This is a genomic window from Microbacterium sp. CH12i, from assembly GCF_000685355.1.
GTDB lineage: Bacteria > Actinomycetota > Actinomycetes > Actinomycetales > Microbacteriaceae > Microbacterium.
On sequence record NZ_JHET01000010.1, the window covers coordinates 137,861 to 153,542 of the forward strand.

At 65.2% G+C, this 15,682-nt stretch carries 10 protein-coding genes and 3 pseudogenes; 3 read left to right on the top strand and 10 right to left on the bottom strand.

Annotation, left to right across the window (positions count from 1 at the left end):
• Positions 1-102: 102 nt before the first annotated feature.
• From DC31_RS12740 to DC31_RS12760, 5 genes and pseudogenes are all read right to left on the bottom strand, one after another.
• Positions 103-737: pseudogene (locus tag DC31_RS12740) on the bottom strand (response regulator).
• Positions 734-2,002: a sensor histidine kinase gene (locus DC31_RS12745; RefSeq protein WP_051606923.1), complete on the bottom strand. Its 1,269-nt coding sequence runs from the start codon at positions 2,000-2,002 to the stop codon at positions 734-736. Before DC31_RS12745 ends, DC31_RS12740 begins: the two are co-directional and overlap by 4 nt.
• 75 nt (positions 2,003-2,077) lie before the next feature.
• Positions 2,078-2,869, bottom strand: a complete 792-nt coding sequence (locus DC31_RS12750) for a class I SAM-dependent methyltransferase (RefSeq protein ID WP_036280687.1) — start codon at positions 2,867-2,869, stop codon at positions 2,078-2,080.
• A gap of 174 nt (positions 2,870-3,043) precedes the next feature.
• Positions 3,044-4,108 carry an AMP-binding protein gene (locus DC31_RS12755; protein WP_036280688.1) on the bottom strand — a complete coding sequence of 355 codons (1,065 nt, stop codon included), beginning with the start codon at positions 4,106-4,108 and terminating at the stop codon, positions 3,044-3,046.
• A 139-nt stretch (positions 4,109-4,247) separates the two neighbouring features.
• Positions 4,248-5,145: pseudogene (locus tag DC31_RS12760) on the bottom strand (1,4-dihydroxy-2-naphthoyl-CoA synthase).
• A gap of 164 nt (positions 5,146-5,309) precedes the next feature.
• Here DC31_RS12760 and DC31_RS12765 point away from each other — a divergent pair.
• Positions 5,310-6,284 carry an o-succinylbenzoate synthase gene (locus DC31_RS12765; RefSeq protein WP_036280690.1) on the top strand — a complete coding sequence of 325 codons (975 nt, stop codon included), beginning with the start codon at positions 5,310-5,312 and terminating at the stop codon, positions 6,282-6,284.
• Positions 6,285-6,288: 4 nt separating this feature from the next.
• Here DC31_RS12765 and DC31_RS12770 read toward each other — a convergent pair whose 3' ends face one another.
• Entirely contained in the window at positions 6,289-6,921 is a 633-nt protein-coding gene (locus DC31_RS12770) for a TetR/AcrR family transcriptional regulator (RefSeq protein ID WP_036280692.1), read from the bottom strand.
• 114 nt (positions 6,922-7,035) lie between these two features.
• Here DC31_RS12770 and DC31_RS12775 point away from each other — a divergent pair, with 114 nt between their 5' ends.
• Positions 7,036-9,801 carry an MMPL family transporter gene (locus DC31_RS12775; protein WP_051606927.1) on the top strand — a complete coding sequence of 922 codons (2,766 nt, stop codon included), beginning with the start codon at positions 7,036-7,038 and terminating at the stop codon, positions 9,799-9,801.
• Positions 9,802-10,297: 496 nt separating this feature from the next.
• Positions 10,298-11,764, top strand: coding sequence for a hypothetical protein (locus tag DC31_RS12780; RefSeq protein WP_235201501.1), 1,467 nt, complete (start codon positions 10,298-10,300; stop codon positions 11,762-11,764).
• A gap of 15 nt (positions 11,765-11,779) precedes the next feature.
• Here DC31_RS12780 and DC31_RS12785 read toward each other — a convergent pair whose 3' ends face one another.
• From DC31_RS12785 to resB, 4 genes and pseudogenes are all read right to left on the bottom strand, one after another.
• On the bottom strand, positions 11,780-12,202 hold the full coding sequence (locus DC31_RS12785; RefSeq protein ID WP_051606928.1) for a hypothetical protein: 423 nt from the start codon (positions 12,200-12,202) through the stop codon (positions 11,780-11,782).
• A 190-nt stretch (positions 12,203-12,392) separates the two neighbouring features.
• Positions 12,393-12,791: an SHOCT domain-containing protein gene (locus tag DC31_RS12790; RefSeq protein ID WP_036280694.1), complete on the bottom strand. Its 399-nt coding sequence runs from the start codon at positions 12,789-12,791 to the stop codon at positions 12,393-12,395.
• Between the two features lie 125 nt (positions 12,792-12,916).
• Positions 12,917-13,924, bottom strand: a complete 1,008-nt coding sequence (gene ccsB, locus DC31_RS12795; RefSeq protein WP_036280696.1) for a c-type cytochrome biogenesis protein CcsB — start codon at positions 13,922-13,924, stop codon at positions 12,917-12,919.
• A gap of 83 nt (positions 13,925-14,007) precedes the next feature.
• Positions 14,008-15,681 (bottom strand): annotated as a pseudogene (gene resB, locus DC31_RS12800) (cytochrome c biogenesis protein ResB); the annotation flags it as partial.
• Position 15,682 lies beyond the last annotated feature (1 nt).

The following is a 15,682-nucleotide window of genomic DNA, read 5'->3' on the forward strand; positions in this document are numbered from 1 at the left end:
ACAACGCTAGGAATTGCAGGGTGGTCGCCGCATCGCCCTGTCGTAGCATCCGTCTACCTCTCAAGGATGATTACGGGGCTCTGCGGAGAAACCCCTGGGCCGTCAGTTCAGGCCGTGCTCGAACGCGAAGACCACCAGCTGCACGCGGTCGCGCAGCGACAGCTTGGTCAGGATGCGGCTGATGTGCGTCTTCACCGTGGCCTCGCTGAGAAACTCTCGGCCGGCGATCTCGGCGTTGGAGAGTCCACGGGCTGCGAGCGCGAACATCTCTCGCTCACGATCCGTGAGAGCCGCGAACTGTGGCGGGGTGGGCTTTGCCGCCTCGGTGAAGTGCGCGAATAGCTCGCGAGTGGCGGATGCCGCGATCACGCTCGACCCGGAATGCACGGTGCGGATCGCGGCGAGCAGAAACTCCGGATCCGCGTCCTTCAGCAAAACCCGCTCGCCCCCTGACGGATCGCGCGCGCCGCGGCCTCATCGAGGTCGAACGTCGTGAGCATGACCACGCGGGGCGGATTCGGGCGTGTGAGCAGCTCGGCGGTGGCGGTGAGCCCGTCCATCACCGGCATCCGAATGTCCATCAGCACGACATCCGGCTTCGCCTCGGAGATCACCGCGAGCGCTTCCTGCCCGTCACCGGCTTCGCCCGCGACCTCGAGGTCAGGCTGCGAATCGACGAGCATGCGGATGCCGGCACGGAACAGTGCCTGATCATCGACGAGCACCACGCGGATCATGAGCCATTCCTTTCGGCGGTGGTCGGTTCGGAATCGATTTCGGCGCCTTGGCTCACCACAGCATCCGGGCTCACCACGTCGGGTTCGCCCCGGACAGCCCCGATCGGCAGCCGCGCGCGTACGACGAATCTCTCGCCATCGCGCTCTGCGCGCAACACTCCGCCGGCGAGCTGTGCGCGCTCGCGCATGCCGATGATTCCGTGGCCACCGCCGACTCCGACCCTTGCGGCGTCGATCGCATTGCTCACTCGGATCTGCACGTAGTCTGTCTGCCACGCCAGTTGCACGTCGACTTCGCCGCCTGCACCGTGGCGGATGACATTGGTCAGCGCCTCCTGCAGAATTCGGTAGACAGCCAGCTGGGTCGCCATCGGTGGCTCTCCCGGCGGCATCGGATCGACCGTGACCTGCGGCTCGATGCCTGACTGGCGCACCTGCGCGAACAGCGCCTCCAGATCCGCGAGCGTCGGCTGGGGGCCATCGCCCTGTCGGTGTCGCAGCTGGGTGAGCAGCATCCGCACATCAGAGAGCGCGCCGCGCGCGGTCTGCGAGATTGTGCCGAGGGCTGCAGTTGCGGCATCCGGATCGGTCGCCGCCGCGTAGCGGGCGCCATCGGCCTGAGCAATCACGACGGCGAGCGAATGAGCAACGACGTCGTGCATGTCACGGGCTATGCGCACCCGTTCCTGCTCTTCGACGGTCTGCATTTCGGCGTGCGCCTGAGCCTGTCGAATACGACGAGAGCGCAGCACCATGCGCCAGAGGAACCCGGCGAGCCATGCGGTACCCAGTGCGAGCACCGAGGAGAAGATGAGCAGCGCCAGAACCCCGAGCGAATGCGCAGTCGCCAACGACGCCACACTGTCGGCGAACGTGATGTAGAAGCCAGCGATGATGGCGCCGAGGCCTGCTGAGGCGAGTCCTGCCCAGAGAATCCGTTTCGAACCCCATGCCGCGGTGGCGTACAGCACACCCAGGATCGCGACGTTGATCGGCAGTGGTGAGAGCCCCGCGGCCATCTGCACGAGGGCTCCGACCCACGCCACCGCGAGTGCAATTCCGGGAGCGAGGCGTCCGATCGCGAGCGCGCCGCACTGCAGGATTGCTGCCCCAACGAGTGCTGCGATGGCCACGGTCTCGGGGACGCGAGTACTCATGGCGCCGGGCGCGTACAACACGAGCGAGATGGGCATGAGCATCGCGAAAACCACGATCGCACCGACTACGTCGAGCACGAGCGCGGTGCGGGACAGCGGACGAATCACCCTCTTACGCTACGCGAGGGTGTTGGCTGCGGCATCCGTCTAGAGATGTATTCCCCGCGGGGCGCACGAGAGGCTTTACACGCGGCAGAGGATCTCACCGTGCGGAACGAGGAACCAGCCATCTTCGGCATCGCTCCAGGTGCGCCATGTCGCGCTGATGCGCTGAAGGTTGGTGGTGGTCGCCATCCCGGTATCGACGAGCTGGCGCGCGAGCGCAGATTCGAGGATGCGGTCGGCCCACATCCCGCCCCACCACGCTCGTTCCTCTGGCGTCGCGTAGCACCAGGTGGATGCTGTCGCCGTGACATCCGTAAAGCCCGCAGCCCGTGCCCACGAGAGCAGTCGTCGGCCGGCATCCGGTTCTCCGCCGTTCGCGCGAGCGGCTTCGCGGTACAGGCGCAGCCACTCATCGAGCTCTGGCAGCACCGGGAACCAGATGAAACCGTCGTAGTCGGCGTCTCGCGCAGCGACGAGCCCGCCGGGCTTTGCGACACGCCTCATTTCCCGCAGCGCCTGCACCGGATCAGCGACATGCTGCAGCACCTGATGCGCGTGCACGATGTCGAAGGAGTCGTCGGGAAAGCTCAGCGCGTGCACATCCTCGACCGAGAAATCGATGTTCTGGATACCGTGCTCCGCGGCGAGCGCCCGCGACAGCCCGAGTTCGGCGTCGCCGATTTCGGTCGCGGTGACCTGGGCGACATGGGCGGCGAAATCTGCCGTGATCGTGCCCGGGCCCGCTCCCACGTCGAGGAGTCGGACGTCGGGGTTCAGGTGCGGGCGCAGGTACTCCGCCGAGTTCGCGATCGTGCGGTTGCTGTGCGAGCGCAACACCGACTCATGGTGTCCGTGAGTGTAGGCGGCCATGCGTTCAGTCTTGCAGGTGGGCGGGGCTTGTCGCGTTACGCCCGTCGGAGGATGTTGCGCACGTCGGAGAAATTGTCCGAAAACATCCGACAGGCGTCACACCCTCGACGTACGTAGCAGCCGTTTCGGCGGCGGGCGACGCGACGGCGGCAGCGGCAGCGGCGGCGGCTGCCGTCAGCGCAGCTCGGCGGCCATGCGGCGGATGCTCTCGCGATCGGGCTTGCCTGATGCCAGGACCGGGATCTCATCGACGAGGATCAGTCGAGCCGGACGAGCGGGCTTGCCGAGCTCAGCAGCCACCGCCTCGCGGGCGCTCTCCAGCTGGTCTGATTCGCTGCGCCGGAGAGTTTCCCCGCGCGGGACAACGATGACGGATGCTTCGCCCCACCGCTCATCATCGACGCCGACAACGACCGCTGCCGCAAGCCCGGGGACGTCGCGAACAATGCGCTCGACCCGATCGAGGGAGATGTTGATTCCCCCCGAGACGATCACGTTGTCGGCGCGCCCCTGCACGCGCACGACGCCATCCTCGACGATGCCGAGATCCCCCGTGCGATACCAGCGGATGCCGTGCTCATCACGCACGAACGTGCGCTCAGTGAGTTCCGGATCACCGAGGTATCCATCAGCGATCATGGGCCCTGCGATCCAGAGTTCGCCGTCAACCGTGCGGGCGGCGACCGTCTCAAGCGGGGTGCCGTCGTACACGCATCCGCCGCTCGTCTCGGACGAACCGTAGGTGCGCACGAGTCGCGCGCCGAGCTCGGCGGCCCGCTCGCGCACTGGTTCGGGCAACGCTTGCCCACCGACGAGGATCGCCGTGTAGGCCTGAAGCGCGGCAAGCACAGTCGGATCATCCGCGGCATCCAACAGCGTCGCGATCTGTGCGGGAACGAGGGAGGTATACAGCCGTTCCAACTCGCCCCCGGAGCCAGACACGGGGCGCAGCATCGGAAGCGTCGCCTCGGCGAAAGCTCGAGCAGAGAACCCATCCTCGAGCACCGCCGGCTCGGTACCGGCGAGCACCGAGCGCACGAGAACCTGCAGCCCCGCGACGTACCCGGACGGCAAAGCGAGCAGCCATCGACCACTGCCGATTCGTGTGGCCGTTGCCTCCGCGCTGGCGCGCAGCGCCTCTGCACTCAGCATCACGTGCTTCGGGATTCCGGTAGAGCCCGAGGTCGCGATGACCACCGCCGTACCCTCTGGTACGTCCCCAGTCTCATCTCCCAGCATTCCCACGCGGAGCACTGTCTCCCCATCCAGCGCCGCCCGCACGGCCGCTATGGACACCTCGGCATTCGAATCGCTTAAATTGCTCGTCGGAGCCCCTGAATGCAGCAACTTGCGCGATTCTAAAGTCATCGGGAGGCCCTCAGAAGTGCCAGGGAAATGACGTCCAGTCCGGGGCGCGCTTCTCTAGGAACGAGTCGCGACCCTCAACTGCCTCATCCGTGCCGTACGCCAAGCGGGTCGCCTCACCGGCGAACACCTGCTGTCCAACGATCCCGTCGTCGACGGCGTTGAAGGCGAACTTCAACATCCGGATCGCTGTCGGCGACTTCGTCAGCACCGTGCGAGCCATCTTGAGCGCCTCACGCTCGAGCTCGACGTGCGGCACGACGCGGTTAACCGCACCCATTTCGAAGGCGCGCTGCGCGGAGTACTCCTCAGCGAGGAAGAACACTTCGCGGGCGATCTTCTGTCCGGTCTGACGGGCCATGTACGCGGAACCGTATCCGGCGTCGAAGCTGCCGACGTCGCGTCCGTCTGCTTGAACTTGCCGTGCTCGCGTGATGCGATCGAGAGGTCGCAGACCACGTGCAGCGAGTGTCCCCCGCCAGCGGCCCACCCCGGAATCACAGCGATGACGACCTTGGGCATGAAGCGGATCAGTCGCTGCACCTCGAGGATGTGCAGCGCCCGGCGCGGGCCGGGTCTCCCACGGAATCGGTGGAGTCGGAGTATTTGTAACCATCGCGTCCGCGGATGCGCTGGTCGCCGCCCGAGCAGAACGCCCATCCACCATCCTTTGCGCTCGGACCGTTGCCGGTCAGCAGCACAGCACCGATCTTCGGGTCCTGGCGGGCAATATCGAGCGCCCGATACAACTCGTCGACCGTATGCGGGCGGAAGGCGTTTCGCACCTCCGGCCGGTTGAACGCGATGCGGGCGACGCCGCCGTCATGAGTGACGTGCGCGGTGATGTCGGTGTATTCCTCGGCACCGGGCGCAAGCACCCATTCCGCAGGATCGAAGAGCTCGGAGACCATGACCCCAGCCTATTGCCGATGCCATCCGAGGCGTGTGTGCGCGGTGCGAACGTTGCAGATCGCGGACCTCCAGGTCGCACTTCTCGCCGTTCTGAGCGCACCAAAGCGGCAGAAAGTGCGACCTGAATCGAGGCGACGGGCGCGGTTCGGGGCATGATGGGGGCATGACTCCGTCGATTGCAGAGCTGCTCGATACGGCCCGGGTGGTTGCCCTACCCATGACCACGCGCTTCCGCGGAGTGGATGTGCGCGAAGCGTTGCTGTTCGAGGGTCCGCAAGGCTGGGCCGAGTTCTCGCCGTTCGTCGAATATGCGGATGCTGAGGCATCCGTCTGGCTCGCCTCAGCGATCGACTTCGCCTGGAACGAGCAACCCGCACCGCTGCGCGACCGGATCCCGGTGAACGCCACGGTGCCGGCGGTTGCCGCGGCCGACGTCGTCGGGGTGCTCGCACGCTTTCCCGGATGCCGCACCGCCAAGGTCAAGGTCGCCGAAGCCGGTCAGCACCTGAGCGATGACATCGCCAGGGTGCGCGCAGTGCGCGATGTCATGGGCCCTCTGGGGCGCGTGCGCATCGATGCGAACGCGGCCTGGAACGTCGACGAAGCCGAACGAGCTCTCCACGCCCTCGCTGAGTTCGACATCGAGTACGCCGAGCAGCCGTGCGCGACCGTCGAAGAGCTCGCCGAGGTGCGCGCACGAGTGAAGTACATGGGCATCCTGATCGCCGCCGACGAGAGCATCCGCAAGGCGGAAGACCCGATCGCGGTTGCGCGCGCCGGGGCTGCCGACCTCATCGTGATCAAGGCGCAGCCGCTCGGCGGCATCCGCCGCGCGCTCGATATCGTCGCCGAATCAGGGCTGCCAGCAGTGGTCTCCAGTGCGCTCGATACAGCGATCGGCCTCAGCCAGGGTGCGGCTCTCGCCGCCGCCCTCCCCCAGCTCGACTTCGACTGCGGTCTCGGAACAGGGGCCCTGTTCGTCGAGAACGTCGCCAAGCTCTCACCGGTCGACGGCTCGATTCCCGTCGGACGCATCACGCCAGATGAGGCGCGGCTCGAGCGGCTCGCTGCATCCGCCGATCGTCAGGACTGGTGGCGCGAGCGCCTGACCCGCTGCCACGCGCTGCTCTCGGACTGATTAGTCAGCCCTGAGCAGGAGCAATGATCAGCTCGACGAGGCGGCCGAGCGCCTCAGCACCAACGCGGTGCAGTTGTTCACCGTCGTACCCCGAGATCACCCCACGGCCCATACAGCCTTCCCACTGCACCATCAGCATCTGAGCCGCTGTTGCCACGTCTACTCGCAGGGCAAAGAGTCCTGAGTCGACGATGCCCTGAATGATGCCTTCAATGCTTGTGATCATCGCCGATTCCTGCACAAGATAGGCCGCACCGAACGCCGCGTCACGCAGCGCACGAATACGAATCTCACTCATCAGAAGCACGCTCAACCGATCGTCCTCACCCGACTCCATCACTCGCTGAACGAGGTCGATGGGGTTGGCATCTCCGCTCAGGACACCTGATCCGACGAACTCGTCGATGCGCGCGCGCACCATCGTGATGCGCCGCTCGGCCACCGCCGCAGAGAGCTGCAAAAACAGCTCATCCTTGGAGTCGAAATTCGAGTAGAACGCGCCGCGAGTAAAGCCAGCGCGTTCACAGATCGCTTCGACGCTGGCGCCCTCAAGGCCCACCTCGGCAAACACCTCGGCGGCGGCATCCAACAGTCGAGCACGAGTGTTCTCGCGTCGTTTCGTCACGGGGATCGTCATCTGGCCTTCCTACACATCCAGCGCACAGTTTTCAGCGTACAACTCCCCGTAGGATACACAGGTGTATCGGATACATCTCTGTATCCAAACCCCATCCGCATCCCGGAGGATTCTGTGTCCACACTCCTGTCGTCGCTCGGACGCTGGTCATTCGTGCACCCTTGGCGCGTGCTCGCAGCCTGGCTGCTCGTTCTCGGCATCGCCGGCGGCGGCGCGCTCGTGCTCAACAGCGGCACCGACAATGCGTTCTCGATCCCCGGCACCGAATCGCAGGAGGGGCTTGCACAGCTCTCGCGCTCTTTCCCGCAGGTCAGTGGCACAAACGCGCAGTTCATCGTGGTGGCAGACGCGGGCGACAAGATTACCGATGACGACTACCGCAAGCCGATCGAGGATGCCGTAGCCGAGCTCTCGGACCTCGACGGCGTGCTCGCGGTCACCTCCCCGTACGACGAGATGATCACCGGAATGATCAACGAGGGCAAGACCGCAGCGATTGTGCAACTGCAGTTCGAGGGACAGTCCACCGACGTCCCCAGCGAGACCAAAGACACCCTCACCGCAGCGGTCGACACACTCGCTGCCGACCTCCCCACCGGCTCGCAGACGAAACTCGGCGGCGACCTCTTCGCCGTCTCCATCCCTGGCATCACGCTCACCGAAGCCGTCGGACTCATCATCGCCCTACTCGTGCTGATCGTCACGTTCCGTTCGTTCGTAATTGCCGGCCTCCCGCTGCTGACCGCCATGCTCGGCGTCGGCATCTCAATGGCCGGGATCTTCGCCGCAACCGCCTTCGCGAGCGTCTCCTCGACCACCCCACTACTCGCCCTCATGCTGGGACTCGCTGTCGGCATCGACTACGCGCTGTTCATCATGGCCAGGCATCAAGACCAGGTGCGCGAAGGCGTCGACCCGGAAGAGTCGGCCGCTCGGGCGGTCGGAACGGCCGGTTCCGCCGTGGTGTTCGCCGGCATCACGGTACTCATCGCGCTCATCGGTTTGGGTTTCGCCGGCATCCCGTTCCTGACGACGATGGGGATTGCGGCCGCAGTAGCGGTCGCCGTCGCGGTTGTGATCGCCGTCACCCTCACGCCCGCAGTGCTCGGGTTCCTGAAGGGTCGAATCGTCGGACGCCCCAAAAAGGTACGCGAGCCGAAGAAGGGCAAGGGCCCCCGTCGCGGCTTCAGCGAACGCTGGGTCGGCGGCGTGACGAAGCATCCGGTGCTCTCCTCACTTGCCGTCATCATCGGCCTCGGCATCGTCGCAATCCCGGCACTCAGCCTGAACCTGGCGCTCCCGAACGCCGGCGTACTGCCCAAGGACAGTGAGGCCCGCCAGAGCTACGACCTCGTCGGAGAAGAGTTCGGCGCCGGATTCAACGGCCCCCTCATCCTCACCGGGACAATCGTCACATCAACTGATCCGCTGGTGTTGATGGAAAACCTTGGGGATGCTGTCGCCCAAATCGACGGCGTCAAAGAAGTGGCCCTCGCCACCCCGAACGAGACCGCCGACACCGGCATCGTGCAGGTGATTCCCGAGACCGCACCGGATGACCCGGCAACGAGCGACCTCGTGCGAGAGCTCCGTTCGCACCACGATGAATGGCTCGAGAAGTTCGGCATCGATATCAAGGTCACCGGCTTCACCGCCGTCGCGATCGACATCTCCGACCAGCTCGGCGGGGCACTGCTTCCCTTCGGAGTCTTCGTCATCGGACTCTCGCTCATCCTGCTGACGATCGTGTTCCGCTCACTCTGGGTGCCGATCACCGCAGCACTCGGATACCTGCTGTCGATCATCGCCGCATTCGGAATCGTGGGTGCCGTATTCGAGTGGGGCTGGCTCGCCGACGTTCTGCACGTCGCGAAGGTCGGGCCCATCATCAGCTTTATGCCGATCATCCTGATGGGTGTGTTGTTCGGCCTTGCGATGGACTACCAGGTGTTCCTCGTCTCGCGCATGCGGGAGGAGTACGTGCATGATCCAGACTCGAAGTCGCCGAACCGGGCCGTGCGTCGTGCTGCGGCGATCCGCGCCACGCGCAGCGGTTTCACCGGCTCGGCCAAGGTCGTCACGGCCGCCGGTCTCATCATGTTCGCCGTGTTCGTGGCGTTCGTCCCTGAGGGTGATTCTTCGCTCAAGCCAATCGCGCTGGGCCTGGCATCCGGCATCGCAATCGACGCGTTCCTGGTGCGCATGACGCTGATCCCCGCGCTCATGGCGATCCTCGGCGAGCGCGCCTGGGAGATCCCGGCGTGGCTGGAGAAGATCCTCCCCCGCGTCGACATCGAGGGCGAGGCGGTGGAGCGCGAGCGTCACCTGAAGTCGTGGCCCGGCGATGACTCGGTCGTGGCCGCCGATGAGCTGGTCCTCAGCGCGGATGCGCCGATCCTCGAAGGCCTATCGCTGCGGGTCGCGCCCGGTGAGGCGCTGATCGCCACCGGTCGTAACGCGCGAGTGCGACGCGCACTCGCGCTGGCGGTCGCCGGCAGGATCGCTCCGGATGACGGACGCCTCCGCGTCGTCGGGCACCTCTTGCCTGGTCGGGCGGCCTGGGTGCGCAATCACGTCGGCTGCGTGCTGGTGGATGACACGGATGCCGCCCTCAACGACCTCAAAGAGGCGCTCCGCGGCAAGTCCAAGCTCGTCGTGATCGACGGGATCGACCGGTTCACCGGCGGTCAGCGCGATCAGATCACCGCGATGCTGCAGGATGCTGCGGCGTCCAGGACGCTCGCGGTGTTCGCCACGGCATCCGACGCGGACGCCGCTCGCACCATCCTCGCGGAGGCCGCTTGGCCGAGCGCCCACATGATCGACATCACCACCGCTGCGCATGCGCGCCGCACCGATTCCACCGAGGTGAACGCATGACCCTTTCCATCGAACGGGCTCGCTCCCGCCGTCCTATCACCTGGCTGACGCTGCTCGGCGTCTTGCTGCTGCCGGCCGCGGTCGGCGGCATCCTGGTCGCCGCTCTGCAGAACCCCACCGAGCGCCTCGACAGCATGACTGCCGCGATCGTGAACCTCGATGAGCCGGTTACGATCAACGACCAGTACACGCCGCTTGGCCGCCAACTCGCCGCCGGTCTCGTGGAGGGTTCGGACGACATCGACTCCAACCTTTCGTGGGTGATTTCTAACGAAGAGGACGCTGCGAAGGGCCTCGCCGATGGTAGCTACCAGGCCGTCATCACCGTTCCGGCAATTTCTCGGCCGCCGCGACCTCGGCTGGTCAAGCGATCTCCGATGGCGGAGGGAAGGCCGAACAGGCCACAATCAGTGTCGCCACACCAGACGATGGGCTCGTCGCCGATGACCTCATCACCGGGCAGATCGCGACGGCTGCGGCATCCACGATGGGCACGATGCTCTCTGAAGCAACCATGGAGAACGTGCTGGTCGGCTTCACAACGATCGGCGACCAGATTGGCGAGGCCGCGTCCGGCGCGCTCGAGCTGGCAAACGGCGCACGGAGCGCCGCGGATGGTGCTGCCGCGCTGCCCGATGGCGCAACAAAGCTGGCCGATGGCGCAGCGCAGCTCGGCACAGGGGCATCGGATCTTGCCGGTGGGCTCGGCACGATTGCGACTGGCACCCGGGACGCCGGAAACGGTGCGGGGGCGATTGGGGCAGGGCTCACGACTGGGGCTGCAGAACTGCAGAAGAACGTCGCAGGCATGACCCAGCTCGTCGGCGCCATCCAGGCCAGCGCGGCCTCAGCAGGTCAGGCAGCCACGCAGACCAGCGAACTGGCAACGACTCTCGCCACCATGGCCGCTACTTGTGTCCCGGCGGTGTCCGGACAAAGCATGTGCGATGACCTGGCCGCGGCCGCGGCCACTGCGTCTGCTGCCGCCACCTCGGCGGGAACCGCTTATGGCACGCTGAACGCGCCGCAGGTCGCGGATGGTGTCGCTGCGCTACCCGACACCTTCAGCACGCTCGCTTCGAGCATGTCCGAAGCTGGCGCAGGCGCCACATCACTTGCCGGCGGCCTCAGCCAGCTTGCATCCGGCGTCGACCAGTCTGCCGCTGGCGCGTACTCGCTCAGCAGCGGGGCAACGTCTTTGAGCAGCGGCGCAACCGCTCTCGCCGACGGGGCATCCAAGTTGGCAACCGGCGTTGACAGCCTCGCCACCGGAACCGGTGACCTTGCTGGCGGCCTCCGCACCGCCGCTGATTCGCTACCGTCGTTCGACGATCAGGAGTCGTCGTCGCTTGCCTCCGTTATTGCAGACCCGGTGTCGACGAACTCGTCGATGAACACGATTTTCGGGCCGACAGCGATCCCACTGCTCGCCGCGGTCGTGCTGTGGTTCGGCGCTCTGGCGTCGTTCATCGTGATGCGCGCGCACACCGAGCGCACTCTCACTTCACGCCGCTCGTCGGCGGGATTGACGCTGCGGGCATTTGCTCCTGCCGCGCTTATTGGTGCAGGACAGGGCCTGTTGGTGGCCCTCATCGTGCAGTTCGTCGCGCAGTACGACGCCGGTGCCTGGTGGGCGTTTGCTGGTACAGCGGTGCTCGTCGGCCTCGCATTCGCGGCAGTCAACCAGGCGCTCGTCGCCCTGTTCGGCGGGATCGGGCGCTGGGTGAGCGCACTCATCGGCGTAATCGCTGTGGCGACGGGGCTGATCTCGACGGTGCCGGGCTGGCTCGCCGATCTCGGCGGACTGCTACCCACCGCTCCGGCTTTCACGGGGCTCATTGCCGCCAACGGCAGTGCGGTCGCTGCGCTTGTCGTCTGGGCGGTGCTGGCGCTCGTCGCCACCACGATCGCGGTCACGCTGCGCCGGACGACCTCGGCCAAGGCGGTCCTCGCCACGGCGTAGCATCCGCCTCGCGCTTCAGTGGTGAACGAGCGCCTTGAGTGCGATCAGAATGCCCCCGAATGCGGCAGTAATGAGGGCGCTGCCTAAGCGCATCCAGATGTTGCCGGTACGCGTCACGGCGACGAACCAGCCCAGTAAACCCAGCAGCAGCATGTCGGTGCCCAGTGCCAGCCATACGGCATTGGCTTCACGGACGATGCCGATGACGCCGAGAGCCAGGATCACGATCGGAACCGCTCCGACCACAACCATCCCTACTGAATCGCTCGCCCCTCGCCGGAGCGCCTCACCCAGCGTGCGACGTTCACCCTGACCGCTTGCCAACCACGACATGGCCGATGCGTAGGCATGCGCGGCATAGAACACCAGCAGTGTCACGACGACCGAGAGGAGTGCTTCGCCAGAGCTTGCCGCCGCATTGCGGCTGACAAGAATCATCCCGGCAACGATGATGAGCCGTAGATGCCTTCAGTCGAGAGGGCAATCTTTCCCACGCGGGACGCGCGGCGGGACGCGCGGCGGGACGTCACAGCAGGCGTGCTGAGCGGAGCAGAGGCATCAGCCATGGAGTTCCTATCGGAATTGGGGTTCGCGCCCGCGCGCCACGCATTCGCGAACCCCTAGCCGGTTAGGCCTTGTCGAGGGCTGACTGCTTCAGCTTGTCGAATTCTGCAGCCGTGATTGTGCCGGCATCCAGCAACTGCTTCGCGTGAGCGATCTCAGCTACCGGTGTTGCCGTGCCCCCAGAGACGGAGCGGATGTAGTCGTTGGTTGCCGTCTGTGCGGCAGCGGCCTGCGCATGAGCGCGCTCTGCCATGCCGCGTCCACGGGTAATGAGGTACACCAGCGCGGTGACGAACGGCAGGAAGATCAGGAAGATGAACCACACCGCCTTGGCGACACCGTTGAGCTTCCGGTCACGGAACAGATCGGTGATGATCGAGAACAGCGCCATGAGGTAGGCGACAAATACGAAGATGGTCAGAAACCACCAGATAACATCCCAGATTGTGCTCCAGAAAGACATAGCTTTACCGTGCTCCTTGCATTGGTCACGCAGACAATGCCGCGAGAATCACGGCTCGGGCTTGAGCATATCCATGAAAGTCGGCGGGGGTGGGCGATCTCCGACTTGGATGTGCTCAGCTCGACCTAGCTCAGGCCGGAGTACGCGTGCAGACCCTTGAAGAACACGTTCACGATCGTGAAGTTGAAGATCACCGCGGTGAAGCCGACGATTGCCAGCCATGCGGAGGGGTTGCCGCGCCAGCCGCGCGTCGCACGCGCGTGGATGTACCCGGCGTAGAGGACCCAGACGATGAACGTCCAGGTCTCCTTGACATCGAAGCCCCAGTAGCGGCCCCAGGCATCTTGTGCCCAGACGGATCCAGCGATGAGCGTGAACGTCCAGAAGATGAAGCCGACAATCGCGAAGCGGAACGCCATGCCTTCGAGCTTGTCTGATCCGGGCAGCGTGCCCAAGAACCGCGGCCCCGGCTTCTCTGCCTGCTCGGCGAGGCGGCGCTCACGGCGACTCTGCATCAACTGCAACACGGACAGCGACCCCGCGAGAGCGAAGAAAGCCGTGCCCAGCGACGCGACGAAGACGTGGATGACAAGCCAAACACTCTTCAGCGGATCCATCAGCGGCACAACGCCGACATAGAAACTCAGCGCAGCCGTGCCCATCAACAAAATGACGAGACCGGTGATGAACGTGCCGAGGAAGCGAAGATCCATGCGCGTGTTCACCAGCAAGTAGACGAACATGATCAGCAGTGTGCCGGTCATCGCGAACTCGTAGAGGTTCGCCCATGGCACACGCTCGGCGGCGATTCCGCGCAACACGGTCGCAGCCAGGTGGAACAAGAATCCGAGCCCGGTGAGCGTTGTGCCGATCCGCGCCATCAGGTAGCGCGGCTTCGCAGGTGTAGCGGATGCCGCGCCCCCTGCCCCAGCGCCGCTCGACGGTGATCCCGACGATCCCGCTAATCCCGAACCGGTCGCCGCACCAACGAGCTCCAACTCGCGAGCGAGCCGGGCATCGGCGGTGACCTCTGATCGGCGTGCCAGGTCAAACGCGTACGCGATGAAGGCAGCGGCGTAGATCGCAATCGCTGTCCAGAGGAACAGGATTGAGAGGGAATCGAAGTCGGGCATTGTCCCAGTCTACTTTCGGGGTTTCTCAGGTACAGGTTTCTCAGGTACAGAGGATTCTGAAACGCTACGCCGCGACGGGGATCGTCCAGCAATCGGGCGTGACCGGCGACGAGGTCATCGAGCGCTGTGGCGATCGTCGGGTCTTCGCCGCGGGCGAGTCCGGCGTACTCGAGCCGCACGGCATCACCGTGAGCCGTCGCCTTGACCCACATGCGGCGACGCGGCACGAAGAGCGCAAGCATGAGTCCGCCGAGCGCGAGCAATGCGAACACCAGCACCCAGACCGCGGAGTCATCGTGGTGAATCTGCAGAGATACGAATCGCTTCACCGACTGCGAGTAGTTGGTCGCGGAGGCGGGCGACTCGTCTTCAAACGTGACCGTCCCGAGCCCGTTCGGCAGGTCAGCGGTCTCACCTGGCTGCAGTTCAATCGAATCGACATCGGTAGTGCGGCCGGTGAGCTTCGTGAGCTCTTGGGTGTCGAGCACATAGACCGATCGGGGGGTGCCCTCGTTGATGCCGAGGTCACCCTCGTAGACATCGAGCGTGAGCAGCGGCGACAGCAGGTCTCCGTGCACGGAGGTGAAGGCCCCAGTATCGAGTTTGCCTGCACTGGGGTAGAAGAATGCGGCCATGCCGAGCTGTTCCGGCATCCCGTCGGTGACCTTTATGACGCCGAGCGAGGTCATGTTGTTGTCCTGCGGCAGGAACGGCACCGAGTTGCTGTACACGACGTCGCCGTCGGCGTTTCGCACCGTGACTGTGGGGGCGTAGCCGTTTCCGAGCAGGTAGACCTTGTCACCAGCGATGTTCAGCGGATGGTTCACCCGCACTGCATCCTTGCGGGTTTCACCGTTCTCACGCACCGACATGTTGGCCGAGAAGTTGCCCGCCTGACCGGATGCCGCAGAGCCATACTCCTGGTACGTGACATCGAACGAGTCGAGGGTCAGCGCGTAGGGGTTGAGGGCATCGTCGCCGACGAAGCGTCCGCGGTTCATCGACTCGTAATCGAGCAGCGTGTTGACGAAAGTCTGCCCTTCGACGACGACGCGCTGCCCCGTGTAAGCAAAGCTGCCACCCACGCCGACAGTGATGAGTACGCCAACGAGCGCGAGGTGGAAGATCAGGTTTCCCGTCTCACGCCAGTAGCCGCGCTCAGCCGACACCGAGAAGGTGCGGCCGGATTTGGAAGCGGTGTCGTAGCGCTCGACGCGATAACCGAGGGCCTTGAGCTGCTTCTGTGCGATCTCGACCGAGCGGGATGCTTCGGCGTCAGCATCCGCGGTTTCACGCGTGACTTCGCGGTGATCGTCGAGGCGCTGCAAGCGGGCGGGCGTCCGCGGCGGGCGAGCGCGAAGGGCCTTGAGGTGGTGCTTGATGCGCGGGATGACGCAGCCGACGAGCGAAATGAACAGCAGCAGGTAGATCGCGGAGAACCACGGCGACAGGTACACGTCGAACATGTTCATCGCGTCGAGCACGGGGAACAGATCAGGGTTGTTCTGCTGCCACTGCGTGACACCGTTCGGGTCGGCCATCCGCTGCGGGAAGATCGAGCCTGGGATCGCCGCGATCGCGAGGATCAGCAGCAGGATGATCGCGGTGCGCATCGAGGTGAGCTGACGCCACCCCCACCTCAGCCAGCCGATAAGCCCGAGCCGGGGCTGATTGATCGACCCGCCGTCGCCGTCGACATGGTCGGGCGGGCGCAGCGGATCGGAGGCGTCGTTGTTCACGGCATCCCTGTTCTTCATT